This window comes from Citrobacter sp. MGH104 (assembly GCF_001034485.1).
In the GTDB taxonomy this organism is placed as follows: Bacteria; Pseudomonadota; Gammaproteobacteria; order Enterobacterales; family Enterobacteriaceae; genus Citrobacter; species Citrobacter freundii.
This window is the reverse complement of record NZ_KQ089818.1, coordinates 1,525,245-1,540,165: the sequence shown is the minus strand read 5'-3', so window position 1 is coordinate 1,540,165 and position 14,921 is coordinate 1,525,245. Positions and strand designations below refer to the sequence as shown.

The 14,921-nt window shown below is 53.3% G+C and carries 14 protein-coding genes and 2 tRNA genes; 7 read left to right on the top strand and 9 right to left on the bottom strand.

What is annotated here, in order from left to right; genetic code table 11:
* Positions 1-39 precede the first annotated feature (39 nt).
* Complete coding sequence (argA, locus tag SK34_RS07185; protein WP_048232722.1) at positions 40-1,371, bottom strand: amino-acid N-acetyltransferase; 1,332 nt, start codon at positions 1,369-1,371, stop codon at positions 40-42.
* A gap of 234 nt (positions 1,372-1,605) precedes the next feature.
* Here argA and amiC point away from each other — a divergent pair, with 234 nt between their 5' ends.
* Entirely contained in the window at positions 1,606-2,859 is a 1,254-nt protein-coding gene (amiC, locus tag SK34_RS07180; protein WP_003840937.1) for an N-acetylmuramoyl-L-alanine amidase AmiC, read from the top strand.
* A gap of 74 nt (positions 2,860-2,933) precedes the next feature.
* On the opposite strand, the gene SK34_RS07175 is transcribed toward amiC, so the two are convergent.
* Together SK34_RS07175 and SK34_RS07170 are read right to left on the bottom strand one after the other, a co-directional pair.
* Positions 2,934-3,010: transfer RNA gene (locus SK34_RS07175), tRNA-Met, on the bottom strand.
* A gap of 48 nt (positions 3,011-3,058) precedes the next feature.
* Positions 3,059-3,135 (bottom strand) — tRNA-Met (locus tag SK34_RS07170).
* 205 nt (positions 3,136-3,340) lie between these two features.
* Between SK34_RS07170 and mltA the strand changes: the two genes are divergently transcribed.
* Both mltA and tcdA read left to right on the top strand, forming a co-directional pair.
* On the top strand, positions 3,341-4,438 hold the full coding sequence (mltA, locus tag SK34_RS07165; RefSeq protein WP_003034021.1) for a murein transglycosylase A: 1,098 nt from the start codon (positions 3,341-3,343) through the stop codon (positions 4,436-4,438).
* A 134-nt stretch (positions 4,439-4,572) separates the two neighbouring features.
* Positions 4,573-5,379, top strand: a complete 807-nt coding sequence (gene tcdA / locus SK34_RS07160; protein ID WP_003034022.1) for a tRNA cyclic N6-threonylcarbamoyladenosine(37) synthase TcdA — start codon at positions 4,573-4,575, stop codon at positions 5,377-5,379.
* A gap of 77 nt (positions 5,380-5,456) precedes the next feature.
* Here the strand turns inward: tcdA and csdE are convergent, their stop codons facing one another.
* Both csdE and csdA read right to left on the bottom strand, forming a co-directional pair.
* A complete protein-coding gene (gene csdE / locus SK34_RS07155; protein ID WP_003846500.1) occupies positions 5,457-5,903 on the bottom strand; it encodes a cysteine desulfurase sulfur acceptor subunit CsdE in 447 nt (148 codons plus the stop codon).
* A complete protein-coding gene (csdA, locus tag SK34_RS07150) occupies positions 5,903-7,108 on the bottom strand; it encodes a cysteine desulfurase CsdA (protein WP_048232720.1) in 1,206 nt (401 codons plus the stop codon). The genes csdE and csdA overlap by 1 nt, the downstream gene beginning before the upstream one ends.
* Positions 7,109-7,300: 192 nt before the next feature.
* Here csdA and SK34_RS07145 point away from each other — a divergent pair, with 192 nt between their 5' ends.
* From SK34_RS07145 to rlmM, 4 genes are all read left to right on the top strand, one after another.
* Entirely contained in the window at positions 7,301-7,528 is a 228-nt protein-coding gene (locus tag SK34_RS07145) for a YgdI/YgdR family lipoprotein (RefSeq protein WP_003034032.1), read from the top strand.
* A 363-nt stretch (positions 7,529-7,891) separates the two neighbouring features.
* Positions 7,892-8,809, top strand: coding sequence for a glycine cleavage system transcriptional regulator GcvA (gene gcvA, locus SK34_RS07140; protein WP_003034035.1), 918 nt, complete (start codon positions 7,892-7,894; stop codon positions 8,807-8,809).
* Between the two features lie 18 nt (positions 8,810-8,827).
* The gene (locus tag SK34_RS07135; RefSeq protein ID WP_003034037.1) at positions 8,828-9,223 is read left to right on the top strand and encodes a DUF423 domain-containing protein; all 396 of its coding nucleotides are present in this window, start codon (positions 8,828-8,830) and stop codon (positions 9,221-9,223) included.
* On the top strand, positions 9,216-10,316 hold the full coding sequence (gene rlmM / locus SK34_RS07130) for a 23S rRNA (cytidine(2498)-2'-O)-methyltransferase RlmM (protein ID WP_003034040.1): 1,101 nt from the start codon (positions 9,216-9,218) through the stop codon (positions 10,314-10,316). Before SK34_RS07135 ends, rlmM begins: the two co-directional genes overlap by 8 nt.
* Before the next feature lie 35 nt (positions 10,317-10,351).
* Here rlmM and fucR read toward each other — a convergent pair whose 3' ends face one another.
* The 4 genes from fucR to fucI all read right to left on the bottom strand — a co-directional run bounded on the left by fucR (position 10,352) and on the right by fucI (position 14,878).
* Positions 10,352-11,080: an L-fucose operon activator gene (gene fucR, locus SK34_RS07125; RefSeq protein WP_048232718.1), complete on the bottom strand. Its 729-nt coding sequence runs from the start codon at positions 11,078-11,080 to the stop codon at positions 10,352-10,354.
* 57 nt (positions 11,081-11,137) lie between these two features.
* Positions 11,138-11,560 carry an L-fucose mutarotase gene (fucU, locus tag SK34_RS07120; protein WP_003034046.1) on the bottom strand — a complete coding sequence of 141 codons (423 nt, stop codon included), beginning with the start codon at positions 11,558-11,560 and terminating at the stop codon, positions 11,138-11,140.
* Position 11,561: 1 nt separating this feature from the next.
* On the bottom strand, positions 11,562-12,980 hold the full coding sequence (gene fucK, locus SK34_RS07115) for an L-fuculokinase (protein ID WP_048232716.1): 1,419 nt from the start codon (positions 12,978-12,980) through the stop codon (positions 11,562-11,564).
* Positions 12,981-13,102: 122 nt separating this feature from the next.
* A complete protein-coding gene (gene fucI, locus SK34_RS07110; RefSeq protein WP_048232713.1) occupies positions 13,103-14,878 on the bottom strand; it encodes an L-fucose isomerase in 1,776 nt (591 codons plus the stop codon).
* Positions 14,879-14,921: the final 43 nt, after the last annotated feature.

Sequence of the window (14,921 nt, the reverse complement as noted above, 5' to 3'; positions counted from 1 at the left end):
ATGTGCCAGCGAACTTTATGCCGCATCCGGCAACCACGCCTATGCCAAATCCGCCATCAGCACTTTTGACCGCCGCTGATAGTTGTACATCTCTTTTTTGCTTTCCGGCAGCAGGTCGATATCTACCGGCGTGAAGCCTCGCTCCTGAAACCAGTGAATGCTGCGCGTGGTCAGCACGAACAGCTTGCTCAGCCCCATTTGCCGGGCCTGCGCGGCGATCCGTTCCAGCAACACTTCCCCGCGCGACGAGCTACGGTAGTCCGGATGTACCGCTACGCATGCCATTTCGCCAATTCTCTCTTCCGGGAAAGGGTACAGAGCGGCACAGGCGATAGTCAGGTTATCACGCTGAATAATCGTGAATTTGTCGATCTCCATTTCCAACTGCTCGCGCGAGCGGCGGACCAGAATACCTTGCTGTTCCAGCGGGCGGATAAGCTCCAGAATCCCGCCGATATCGTTAATGGTAGCGCGACGGATCTGCTCGGCGCTTTCCATCACGATCTGCGTACCGATGCCGTCGCGGGAGAACAGTTCTTGCAGCAATGCACCATCTTCCTGATAGCTGATCAGATGGCAGCGGCGTACGCCACTGCGACAGGCTTTCACTGCTCCGCGCAGGAAGCGCACCGTACCGGAGCTGTAATCGCCTTTCTCTTCCTGCAACTCAACGCGAGCCTGAGCTTCGTTAGGAAACAACTCGGAAATAATATCGCCATCATCGTTGATGACACCCTGAGACGAGCAAAAACCGATCATTTTCTCTGCCTTCAGTTTGATAGCCAGCTGCGTGGCGACCTCTTCTGACGTCAGATTAAAGCTCTCACCAGTTACGGAAACGGCGACCGGGCCCATCAACACAATCGCGCCGCTATCTAACTGGCGGTGAATGGCATCTTCATCGATGCGACGAATACGCCCGCTATGGCAGTAATCTACGCCGTCATCAACGCCCAGCGGCTGGGAGATAATAAAATTACCGCTGACCACATTGATGTGTGCACCCTGCAATGGCGTATTATTCAGGCTCATCGACAGGCGGGCGGTAATATCAAGCTGAAGTAGCCCTGCAGCCTGTTTGACCAGCTCCAGGGTTTTCGCATCGGTGACGCGCGTGTTTTTGTGGTACACCGGCTCATGATGATGCGCCGCAAGATTGGCATCAATCTGCGGTCGAGCGCCATAGACCACGACCAGGCGGATGCCGAGGCTATGAAGAAGACCAATGTCATTGACGATACTGGAAAAGTTTTCATGCTCGATGGCTTCACCGCCCAGCATAATGACAAACGTTTTTCCCCGATGGGTATTGATATAGGGAACAGAATGGCGGAATCCCTGTACCAGTTCGGTTCTACGCTCCTTCACCACGGCACACCCTCATTGCATGATTATTCGTAATTTGTGTATTTTTATTCTGTTTTGGTTCTGTGCGCAAGCGTAATTTTTACCCATGCTGAAGATTTTTATCAGTAATACCGTGAATATAAAAAGAATGTTTACCCTTTTATAGATGACAGATTATGCGTCTTTCGCTAAAGTTTCCGGTCAATTCGGACGTTTTACGTATTACCTCTAAAAAGATTTCTTTTGCTCGGGAGAAGCATGTCGGGATCCAACTCAGCAATCAGTCGCCGCCGTTTACTGAAAGGTGCGGGTGCTATGTGGCTTTTAAGCGTCAGCCAGGTGGGTCTGGCTGCCGCGAGTCAGGTCGTTGCCGTACGTATCTGGCCTGCGTCCAGCTATACCCGCGTCACGGTAGAATCTAACCGTCTGCTGAAATACAAACAGTTTGCCCTGAGTAATCCTGAGCGTGTGGTTGTGGATATTGAAGACGTTAATCTGAATTCGGTGCTCAAGGGCATGGGAGCGCAGATTCGTCCTGACGATCCGTATATTAAGTCGGCGCGCGTTGGCCAGTTTGATCCAAAGACCGTACGGATGGTGTTCGAGCTGAAACAGAATGTGAAGCCGCAACTTTTTGCCCTGGCACCGGTGGCGGGCTTTAAAGAACGTCTGGTGATGGATCTCTATCCCGCAAATGCCCAGGATGTTCAGGATCCGCTGCTGGCATTGCTGGAAGATTACAACAGGGGCGATCTGGATAAACAGGTACCGCCTGCGCAGAGTGGCCCACAGCCGGGCAAAGCGGGACGCGATCGCCCCATTGTCATTATGTTGGATCCGGGCCACGGCGGGGAAGACTCCGGTGCGGTGGGGAAATACAAGACGCGTGAAAAAGATGTGGTACTGCAGATTGCCCGCCGTCTGCGAGCTCTCATAGAGAAAGAGGGCAACATGAAGGTCTTTATGACGCGAAATGAAGATATTTTCATTCCGCTTAAAGTCCGTGTGGCAAAAGCGCAGAAGCAGCGCGCAGACCTGTTTGTCTCTATTCACGCCGATGCCTTTACCAGTCGACAACCCAGCGGTTCTTCGGTGTTTGCGCTCTCGACCAAAGGCGCGACCAGTACCGCAGCGAAATATCTGGCGCAGACCCAGAACGCCTCGGATCTCATTGGTGGCGTCAGTAAGAGCGGTGACCGTTACGTCGACCACACCATGTTTGACATGGTGCAGTCGCTGACCATCGCCGACAGCCTGAAGTTTGGTAAGGCGGTATTGAATAAGCTTGGTAAAATCAACAACCTGCATAAGAACCAAGTTGAACAGGCCGGGTTTGCAGTACTGAAAGCGCCGGATATCCCGTCCATTCTGGTCGAAACGGCATTTATCAGTAACGTTGAGGAAGAGCGCAAACTCAAAACGGCGACCTTCCAGCAGGAAGTTGCAGAGTCGATTCTGGCAGGGATTAAAGCCTATTTTGCCGATGGGGCGACGCTGGCGAGAAGGGGATAACAAAAAAGCGCTGAAAAGCGCTTTTTTTACGGACCGCAGATACAAAAAAACACCCGTCAGGGTGTTCATAATGTTGGTTGCGGGGGCCGGATTTGAACCGACGACCTTCGGGTTATGAGCCCGACGAGCTACCAGGCTGCTCCACCCCGCGTCCGTCATTACTCTTCCATCGAGTAACGTTACTGCTTCTGATTTTAATTGGTTGCGGGGGCCAGATTTGAACTGACGACCTTCGGGTTATGAGCCCGACGAGCTACCAGGCTGCTCCACCCCGCGTCCGTGGATGCGCACTATACTCTGCTCGCATTTTCATGCAACCCTTTTTTCACCTTGATCACGTTTTTAGGGTGAAAATGAACAAAAACAACGCATTCTGGATTATTTTTTGCTCAAAATTTGCGTTCGGGTATGTATACGCATTTCATTAGGTTCGGGGGTTTGTTATCTTCGTCTCGCATTCAGGCAACATAAGACGAGAACAATGAAAGGACGTTGGGCAAAATATCTTCTGGCGGGAGCAGTAGTCGCGATGCTCGCCGCGTGTTCCTCAAAACCCACCGATCGTGGGCAGCAGTATAAAGACGGGAAATTTACCCAGCCTTTCTCACTGGTGAACCAGCCTGATGCGGTTGGCGCACCAATCAATGCCGGTGATTTCGCCGAGCAGGTTAATCAAATTCGCAGCGCTTCGCCACGTTTGTACGGTAACCAGAGCAACGTCTACAACGCTATCCAGCAATGGTTACGCGCGGGCGGTGATACGCGCAGTATGCGTCAGTTTGGTATTGATGCATGGCAAATGGAAGGGGCTGATAACTACGGTAACGTCCAGTTTACCGGTTACTACACGCCGGTTATCCAGGCGCGGCATACGCGCCAGGGCGAGTTTCAGTATCCTATCTATCGTATGCCGCCAAAACGTGGGCGCTTACCATCCCGTGCCGAGATCTACGCGGGCGCGCTAAGCGACAATTATATTCTGGCATACAGCAACTCCCTGATGGATAACTTCATTATGGATGTTCAGGGCAGTGGTTACATCGATTTTGGCGATGGCAGCCCGCTCAACTTCTTTAGCTATTCCGGGAAAAATGGCCACGCCTATCGCAGTATCGGTAAAGTGCTTATCGACCGTGGCGAAGTGAAAAAAGAAGATATGTCGATGCAGGCTATTCGTCATTGGGGTGAAACGCACAGCGAAGCCGAAGTGCGTGAGCTGCTGGAGCAGAACCCATCGTTTGTCTTCTTTAAACCACAATCTTTTGCTCCGGTGAAAGGGGCCAGCGCGGTACCGTTGATTGGCCGCGCATCCGTGGCTTCTGACCGCAGTATCATTCCTGCGGGCACAACGTTACTGGCGGAAGTCCCGTTACTGGACAATAACGGCAAGTTTACCGGCCAGTACGAACTGCGTCTGATGGTGGCGTTGGATGTGGGCGGGGCGATAAAAGGGCAGCACTTCGACATCTATCAGGGTATTGGCGCAGACGCCGGACACCGTGCCGGGTGGTATAATCATTACGGTCGCGTATGGGTACTAAAAACAGCGCCGGGTGCGGGTAACGTGTTCAGCGGTTAATTGCCGGATGGCGCTTCGCTTATCAAGCCTGAATTATTGAGTAGGCCTGATAAGGCGTAGCCACCATCAGGCAGTGATGCAGTCATCAAGGGCGGTATTTGTCCGCCCTTTTTGTTTTCTATATCTGAGGTTCTATGTCTGTGGTTATAAGTGATGCCTGGCGTCAGCGTTTTGGCGGTACGGCGCGTCTGTATGGCGAAAATGCGCTGCAACTGTTTGCTCAATCGCACGTTTGCGTGGTTGGGATTGGCGGAGTGGGGTCATGGGCGGCGGAAGCGCTGGCGCGAACCGGCATTGGCGCCATCACGCTCATCGATATGGATGATGTGTGTGTCACCAATACTAACCGCCAGATCCATGCTTTACGCGATAACGTCGGCCTGGCAAAAGCTGAAGTGATGGCTGAACGTATCCGCCAGATTAACCCGGAGTGCCGGGTGAACGTGGTCGATGATTTTGTCACGCCGGATAACGTTGCTGAATATATGAGTGTGGGATTTTCGTATGTCATTGATGCGATTGATAGCGTGCGCCCAAAAGCGGCACTGATCGCGTACTGTCGGCGTAACAAAATTCCGCTGGTGACCACCGGTGGTGCGGGCGGACAGATTGATCCTACGCAGATTCAGGTCGTTGATTTGGCAAAAACCATCCAGGATCCGTTGGCGGCCAAGCTACGTGAGCGGCTGAAAAGCGATTTTGGCGTGGTGAAAAACAGCAAAGGCAAGCTGGGCGTGGACTGTGTGTTCTCGACCGAAGCGCTGGTGTACCCGCAGGCAGATGGCTCGGTATGTGCGATGAAAGCGACGGCGGAAGGGCCGAAACGTATGGATTGCGCATCCGGGTTTGGCGCGGCCACGATGGTGACCGCCACCTTTGGTTTTGTTGCCGTCTCCCATGCGCTGAAGAAGATGATGGCCAAAGCGGCGCGCCAGCCCTGATTGTGTCGGATGGCGCTATGTTTATCCGACCTACGGTTTGTGCGGTGTTGTAGGCCGGATAAGACACATCAGCGCCGTCATCCGGCTTTCTGGGCAGCCTCGATAATTGCCTCGTTAAGAGCATGTAGCCCCTGGCTACGCGAGGCGCTGAGCTGCGCGCGTAAACCCAGCTCGTCAAATAATTCCATTGGTGAATGCGCCAGTAACTCGGCGGCCGTTTTACCTTCGACCGCGGTGAGTAATACCGCCAACAGCCCGCGTACTATTCGACCTTCGCTGTCACCAAAGAAATGCAGAGTGCCATTCTCATGAAGAGTATGCCCCAGCCAGACGCGGTTTTCACAGCCCGCGATTTCTTTGGCCTGTGCTTTTAGCGCATCCGGAAGTGCCGGCAACTGCTTACCCAGCAGTATCAGCTGACGATATTTATCTTCCCACTGAGTGAGCGGGATAAAGGTATTGCATAACGTCTCTTCGGTTACGGTTGTGCCAAACGGGTGTCCGGCGAACAGAGGGCTTGTCATTAATCCACCAATATTTCCAGCGCGCGGTCGACGGCTGCGACCAACGCATCCACATCGCTTTGTGTATTATAAGGGGCAAATGAGGCGCGTAGTGTCCCGGATACGCCCAGTTCTGCCAGTAGCGGTTGCGCGCAGTGTTGCCCCGCGCGCAGCGCAATGCCATATTCGGCCAATAGCGTAACCATATCGCTGTGATGAACACCCGAGAAATCAAAGGCTAACAGACTGGAATCCTGGCAGCGGAAGGACCGAAAGCCGGGGCGTTTCGCCAGCGCATCTTCTGCCAGCGTCGCCAGACCCCGGCTCCAGTTTTCGGCCTGTGCAACGTCGACGTCCACCAGCCATTCGAGCGCTGCGCTTAGCCCGATAACGCCAGCAACGTTAGGCGTACCGGCCTCCAGCTTCCATGGGGCTGCCTGGGTGGTGAAACTATCGAAGCTGACTTTGCTAATCATCTTTCCGCCGCCGAGCCACGGTGACATAGCTTCCAGTAATTCAGGCTTACCGTACAGCACGCCAATGCCGGTTGGACCATACAGCTTGTGGCCCGAGAACGCATAGAAATCAATATCTAACTGTTGTACGTCGGCAGGAAAATGGACAATCCCCTGGGCACCATCAACCATCACCACGATGCCAGCCGCATGGGCGAGCGTGATGGCGTGGGCCAGATCCGGGCAGCCACCGGTGACGTTCGACATTTGCCCGAGTGCCAGAATGCGGCTGCGCGGGGTAATGAGTTGCGTGAGGCGCTCAACGTCTGGCAATAAATCGGGGGTGAGTGGGAGTTTGACGACCTTAGCCCCCGTTTGCTCCGCGACCATCAGCCAGGGCACGAGGTTGGCGTGATGTTCCGCTGCGCTAACGATAATCTCATCACCCGGCTGAAGGCGTGGACGCGCATAGCTTTGAGCAACCATATTGATCGCTTCCGTTGTGCCGCGGGTCCAGACGATGGTTTTGTCATCCGGCGCATTAATCAGGCTTGCGACTTTTTCCCGCGCGGCTTCATAACGTGCGGTCAGGCGCTGGGCTTCAGCAAACTGGCTGCGATGGACGTTTCCGGCGCTCAGGCTATAAAACTGGTGGGTAGCCTCAATCACCGCCTGTGGCTTCAGCGCCGTAGCAGCGCTGTCGAGATAGACGCCAGCATCGTTGAGTGCGGGAAATTGTGCGCGAAACTGCGCGGGGTTAAAAGCGTTCATGGTATTCCTCAGTTCAGTAAACAGATCGTGGCGCAAAAAGGGCATTGATACAAGGGTTGCGCTAACCATCGGAATACTCTGGATATCCTGGCAAAGCCCGCTCAGTGTCTTATGCTAAATAGCGTTAGGCGAGCAATTTTGCCTGTTACGGAGTGTGTTTTTAATAGCATAAATCGCTTTAAGGAGAAGAAGATGAAAAAGACTGCCGCAATTATCTCTGCCTGTATGCTGACTTTTGCCCTGAGCGCCTGTTCCGGTTCGAATTACGTGATGCATACCAACGATGGTCGATCAATCGTAGCTGACGGTAAGCCACAGACCGATAGTGAAACGGGGATGATTTCGTATAAAGACGCTAACGGCAACAAACAGCAGATTAACCGCACTGACGTGAAAGAGATGGTAGAACTGGATAACTAACCGGTCATCCATCGACAAAGAGTCGGACAAAAAAAAGCACCGCAATTTGGCGGTGCTACATTAATCACTATGGACAGACAGGGTAAATGTACAGGAAGTGAAAAAGGGTAGCTTTGCTACCATGGTCTGAATCGCAGACCAATTGCAAACACAACAACACAACATCACAACCGTAAGCCAAAAGCCCACCAGAACACGCATTCCGATAAAACTTTTCGTTCCGGCTTCAGGAAGTGCCGCCACTATAGGTATTTGCTGGTAGAACCTCAACGGACAATTTATAATGGCTCAGATAAAAAAAACTAATAGGTTACAGCCTGTTAGCTAATTGTTAAATTCATTTAACATCAAAGCCTAAAAGTCATGTCAAAACGATTACCACCCTTAAATGCGTTGCGTGTTTTTGATGCTGCAGCGCGTCATTTGAGCTTTACTCGCGCAGCAGAAGAGCTTTTTGTGACGCAGGCCGCAGTAAGTCATCAAATCAAGTCTCTTGAGGATTTCCTGGGGCTGAAGCTGTTTCGTCGACGCAATCGATCTTTGCTGTTAACGGAAGAAGGCCAAAGCTACTTCCTCGACATCAAAGAGATTTTTTCGCAATTAACCGACGCGACGCGTAAACTTCAGGCACGTAGTGCAAAAGGTGCACTTACCGTCAGTTTATTGCCCAGTTTTGCGATCCAATGGCTGGTGCCCAGACTCTCTAGCTTTAACTCAGCTTATCCGGGAATCGATGTCAGGATCCAGGCGGTGGACCGTCAGGAAGACAAACTGGCGGACGATGTAGATGTGGCGATTTTCTACGGACGCGGCAACTGGCCGGGTCTGCGCGTTGAAAAATTGTACGCAGAATATTTATTGCCGGTCTGCTCGCCGCTATTACTCACCGGTGATAAACCGTTGAAGACGCCCGACGATCTGGCTAAACACACATTATTGCACGATGCGTCGCGCCGTGACTGGCAAGCCTATACGCGCCAGCTTGGCCTGAATCATATCAACGTACAGCAGGGACCTATCTTCAGCCATAGCGCCATGGTGCTACAGGCTGCTATCCACGGACAGGGGATTGCGCTGGCGAATAACGTCATGGCGCAGTCCGAAATAGAAGCCGGACGTCTGGTCTGTCCGTTTAACGATGTTCTGGTCAGCAAAAACGCATTTTATCTGGTTTGTCATGACAGTCAGGCAGAACTGGGTAAAATAGCCGCCTTCCGTCAGTGGATTTTGGCTAAAGCGGCCACGGAACAAGAAAAATTCCGCTTTCGTTATGAACAATAATTTACGTAGGGTATTCACATGACCAGCCGTTTTATGCTGATTTTTGCCGCCGTAAGTGGCTTTATCTTTGTGGCGTTGGGTGCCTTTGGGGCACATGTTCTGAGTAAAACCCTCGGTGTCGTTGAGATGGGGTGGATCCAGACTGGCCTTGAGTATCAAGCGTTCCATACGTTGGCTATCTTTGGCCTGGCCGTCGCCATGCAGCGACGCATTAGCATTTGGTTTTACTGGAGTAGCGTGTTTCTGGCATTAGGAACGGTGCTGTTTAGCGGCAGCCTGTATTGCCTTGCACTCTCTCATTTACGCCTGTGGGCGTTTGTTACCCCCGTCGGCGGTTTCAGCTTCCTTGTGGGCTGGGCGCTGATGTTAGTGGGTGCTATTAGATTGAAACGTAAGGGCGTTAGCCATGAATAAGGTTGTGTTGTTGTGTCGCCCGGGTTTTGAAAAAGAGTGCGCCGCAGAAATTACGGATAAAGCAGGGCGCCGGGAAATCTTCGGTTTTGCCCGCGTGAAAGACAATGCGGGTTACGTCATCTTCGAATGCTATCAGCAGGATGATGCCGAAAAGCTAGTGAAAGAGCTGCCGTTTAGCTCACTGATTTTTGCCCGTCAAATGTTTGTGGTGGGCGAACTGCTGCAATATTTACCGCCGGAAGACCGCATTACGCCGATCGTTGGCATGCTGCAGGGCGTGGTGGAAAAGGGTGGCGATCTGCGTGTCGAAGTCGCCGACACCAATGAAAGCAAAGAGCTGGTTAAGTTCTGCCGTAAATTTACCGTACCGCTTCGCGCGGCGCTGCGTGAAGCGGGCGTACTGGCAAAATATGAAACGCCGAAACGTCCGGTGGTTCATGTTTTCTTTATCGCCCCTGGCTGTTGTTATACCGGTTATTCCTGGCCTGACAATAACTCACCGTTCTACATGGGTATTCCGCGACTGAAATTCCCGGCCGATGCGCCGAGCCGCTCAACGCTGAAACTGGAAGAAGCGCTGCACGTGTTTATCCCTGCCGATGAATGGGATGAGCGTCTGGCGAACGGAATGTATGCGGTGGATTTAGGGGCCTGCCCGGGCGGATGGACCTATCAGCTGGTTAAACGCAACATGTGGGTTTACTCCGTGGATAACGGTCCAATGGCACAAAGCCTGATGGATACCGGACAGGTCACCTGGCTGCGTGAAGACGGATTTAAATACCGTCCGAATCGCAACAATATTTCGTGGATGGTCTGCGATATGGTGGAGAAGCCGGCGAAGGTCGCCGCGCTGATGGCACAATGGCTGGTCAACGGCTGGTGTCGTGAGACAATATTCAACCTCAAGCTGCCAATGAAAAAACGCTACGAAGAGGTATCACAGAACCTGGCTTACATTCAGGCCCAGCTTGATGAACATGGCGTAAATGCCCAAATTCAGGCGCGTCAGCTGTATCATGACCGTGAAGAAGTAACCGTTCACGTACGTCGTCTGTGGGCGGCCGTCGGCGGTCGTCGCGACGAGCGATAAGGCTACAATCCAGGTCGGATGGCGGCGAAATCGCCCTATTCGGCCTGGATTGATTCAATCAGCTGTGTATCTGAAACAATATGCGTCACATCATCCAGATGCCCAATTCTGGCCTCTCCCGAACGATTAAATTTACTTTTATCGATCAACAATAAAGATTGCGATGCGCGCTTAAGCAGAATGGATTTGAAGTCTGCGTTGGTTGCATTTGAGTCCCAGAGCACGCCGTCGCTATTGATCCCTTCGCAGGAAAAAATAAACAGGTCAATATCGAGGGATTTAAGCTGCGAGATAAGCGAGGGATTAACGTAGCAACCGTATTTGCGCTCAAGGCGACCGCCGGAGCTGATAAGCTGAATGTGTTCACGTTTAGCCAATTCCTGGCAGATGGGCTGGCTGTTGGTAAAAACGTGAATGTTGATGTCCGGTAGCTGTCGCGCCAGGTACCAGCAGGTTGAGCTGGCGTCTAAAGCTATCACCATACCTTCTTCGATCCATGCCAGCGCTTCGCGGGCAATATTTGCTTTGTGGGCATAGTGGCTTTTTAGTCGAATATGAAACGGGTCGCCACTGTCCTGATTTTCCCGATGAATAGCCTTGGCCCGCCCGTGATTGCGTAGCACCTTGCCCTGGGTTTGTAATTCACTGAGATCGCGGCGGATGGTCTCTTTGCTAACGTTTAGCTGCAAAGACAGGGCTTCAGTTGTCAGGCTTTTGTGGTGGGTAAGCAGATCTACGATTGCCTGCTGGCGCGCCGCTTTCATGTTCAGATCCTCATCTGATGATAAATGCCCGTACCAGACGGGCATTCTGACCAGAGATTACGGCGTTACCCCTTTTTTTAAAAGAATATTCCCGTACTTTGCCCGCTCTCCTGTGATAACGATCGCAAACGCCTTTTGCGCTCGTTCGTAAAAGGCATAACGGTCAATACGCGTGATGTCTGGACAGGGGGCCTGCAATGAAAGCGCCTGTCGATAGCGAGCCTCGACGTCAGGATCGAGAGAGTCGCCTTCTACTGCGGCCATCATCACCAGCGGTGGGGCGTAGCTGTCCAGTTCAAAAAGCGGAATAATCGCCTGCAGCAGGTCACTGACCAGCAGACCGTCGGCGCGAATCACCTGCGGTCCCATGCTATGAGCCGGAAAATGAGCATCGGAAAAGATAATCTCATCGCCGTGACCCATTTCAGCCAGCACCTTCAGCAGGTCGGGGGAAATTAAGGGGGATATTGTTTTGAGCATGTTACTCGACTCCTGTCAGTTCGGATTCGGTTTGCGGATAGAAGTAACGGTACTGGTAGCGCACCTGTGCACGGGCCTGTTCCGGTGAGGTAAATTCTCTAATGCCTGACCAGGCAAACATCGCGGCGCCTGCGACGGTGGTTTCGGCGTCATCCAGCACTTTGACAGGGATCCCGAGAACATTAGCTTTAATCTGGTTCCACAATGCGTTACGGCTTCCCCCGCCAACCAATAACAATTCAGTGGCCTGGAAATGACCGATTTTTTCCAGCGTGTGTAAATTCCGCTGCAACTGTTCTGTCAGTCCTTCCAGTGCGGCGCGATAAAAATGCCCGCGGGTGGTATTGAGCGTAACCCCTTGCCAGCCCGCATTCTGAGAGGTCAGCAGGTCGCAGTGCATCTTGACGCCTTCTGCGCCAGCAGGAATGGACCGGGCTTCGTCAATCAGCGTTTGCCAGGGCGATTCGGCAGTCCAAAACAGCTTACGCACCCATTCAAGCACGCCGGAAGCCAGCCACTGCATGCCGGGATTATACAGCCCGGCATGACTGTCTAATTCACAAGTGGAACCCGCATAATGGCTGAGCAGAGAGGTGTCCACCTGTGCGCTGCGTACCATCAGAATTTCCCATGTACCGGAAGAGAGCACCGGTTCGTCTGGCTGAGCTCCTGCGCCAAAGAGCGCAAACTGCGTGTCGTGCCCGGCAGATATCACAGGAATACCCACTGGTAGCCCGAGCAGGCTGGCGGCCTCGTTTTGCAGTACCCCAATCTGTTCGCCCGCTTCCACCAGGCGTGGAAACAGTCGGCGCGGTATGCCGGTCGCCTGCAAAATGTCATCACTGAAATCGCGCTGCTGGATGTTCAGCATCTGGCTGGTGCCCGCCATGGTGATATCTGTGGTGAACTCGCCGGTTAAACGGTGGTTGATAAGCGATGAGATAAACAGCCAGGCGTGCGCCTGTTCCAGTAATTGTGGATGGTTTTCTTTCAGCCACACCAGTTTATACAGCGTGTTAAAGCTAAACGCGCCGACGCCGGAGATTTCCTGCAACTGCTGCGGTGACATGTAGCGATGGATATTTTCCATTACTGCTGCGGTGCGTGGGCACTTCCAACTGATTACCGGATATAACTGCCTGCCGTGTTGATCGACCAGCGCACCGTCTACGCCGAAGGTGGTGACGGCGATCCCGCAGATACGGCAATTGGCCAGTTGCGTGGAGAGCCGCTGACAGCAGCCGGCGAAGCGTTGCAAAATGGCTTCCAGCGACCACTGATGCCAGATACCGTTCTCCGCGGCAATATCACTGGCGTTGGGCGTAGAGGCACGGGCGATAATTTTTCCCTGACGGTCAACGGCTATGGCCCGCACGTTGGTCGCGCCACAGTCGAGGACCAGGATAACCTCTTGTTTCATAATTGCTCCTGGGAGATTACCTATTGCCGGATGGCGGCTTCGCCTTATCCAGCCTACAAAACCGTGCGCTTCGTAGGCCTGATAAGACGCGTAAGCGCCACCATCAGGCAATTGCTCGATGTTTAACGCTTATACAGCGGACCGTAGTTCTGGCAGGCACGATAATCCTGGCCTTCCGTATCCATTCCGTGGGCTGCCCAGGCTGAAGGACGGTAAATTTTCTCGTCTTCCACGTTGTGCATGCAAACCGGGATACGCAGCATGGCGGCCAGAGTGATAAAGTCTGCGCCCACGTGACCAATCGTCAGCACTCCGTGGTTTGCGCCCCAGTTAGCCATAACCGAATAGACATCGCTGAACGGGCCTTTACCGGTTAAGCGCGGGGCAAACCAGGTGGTCGGCCAGGTAGAGTTGGTGCGCGCATCGAGCTGGTCATGCATATCTTCCGGTAATTCCACGCTCCAGCCTTCTGCGATTTGCAGTACCGGCCCCAGGCCCTTGATGATGTTGATGCGAGTCATGGTGAACGGCACGCCGCCCTCGGTCAGGAAGCGAGAGGAGTAGCCGCCGCCGCGGAAGTATTCGTGAATAGCCGGACACCATTCGGTTGCCGCCAGGCAATCATCGACCTCTTTTTGCGAGATTTCCCAGTGCGGTTTCATGGTCGGTTTCCCTGCGTCGTCGCGCTGTTTGCAGGAGCCGTCCAGTGCTGCCGAGCCGGAGTTAATCAGGTGAATAATGCCGTGCTCAGCAAGGCCGGTCAGCGGTTTACCCGTGACGCGCTCTACCGCTTCTGGCGACCAGTAGGTGCGCACATCGGCAAAGACCTGCGCCGTGCCGGTGAGTTGATGGCCGAACAGCATCGCCACGCCGTTCAGGCTGTCGTTTTCGGTGGCGACAACGAACGGTTTGCGTATGCCATTCCAGTCAAAGGAGCTGTTGAGCAGCGCTTCGGCGGTATCACCATTCGGATATTGATCGGTCCAGTGACGCTGGCCCTGGAAGCCTGCGGCAATCGCGTTGTACCCCAGCGACTCTTCAACCCGACCTTTGTCTGCCAGCTTCTGGTTACCCTGCATCATGTCGCGAATGCACATGGCCATCAGCAGGCTCTCTTTCAGCACCGTGCGGCTTTGCTCTGCGTTGCGCTTATATTGCTGCGCGTTCTGATCCTCGCCGTAGCGGAAGTTTTTGTCCGCCCACGCCAGCGCCATTTCCAGCTCAGCTTCGTCATAGATTTTTTGGTCGATGCGACGACGCAGTTCGGTCATATCAACGGGTTGAACTTTCATTCCCAGCCAGGATTCAAAGAAGTTATGATCGACAATAGAGCCAGCAATGCCCATTGAAACGCCGCCTACGGACAGGTAGGTTTTGCCTTTCATACCGGCGACGGCTAAGCCCGCGCGGGCAAAGCGCAGCAATTTTTCTTCCACATCGGCAGGGATCGTGGTGTCGCCGGCGTCCTGTACGTCATGGCCGTAAATAGAGAAGGCAGGAAGTCCTTTTTGATTATGCGCAGCCAGCGCGGCGGCCAGATAAACGGCCCCCGGACGTTCCGTACCGTTGAAACCCCAGATAGCTTTCGGACGCATTGGATCCATGTCGATGGTTTCGCTACCGTAGCACCAGCATGGGGTCACGGTGATGGTCACGCCCACATTCAGGCTGCTGAATTTTTCTTCGCAGGCGGCAGATTCCGCCATCCCGGCGATACAGGTGTCGGCAATGACACATTCAATTTGCGCGCCGCAGGCGTGACGAAGTTTCTCAGCGATCAGCGCAGCGGTGGCTTTAGCCATATTCATGGTTTGCTCTTCGAGCGATTCACGAACACCCATACGGCGCCCATCAATCACCGGACGAATGCCAATCTTCGGTAAGCTATTTTTTTTCATTCGAGGTTCCTCATCTCACTTTATGCCGTGCTGCAAAAGCGGA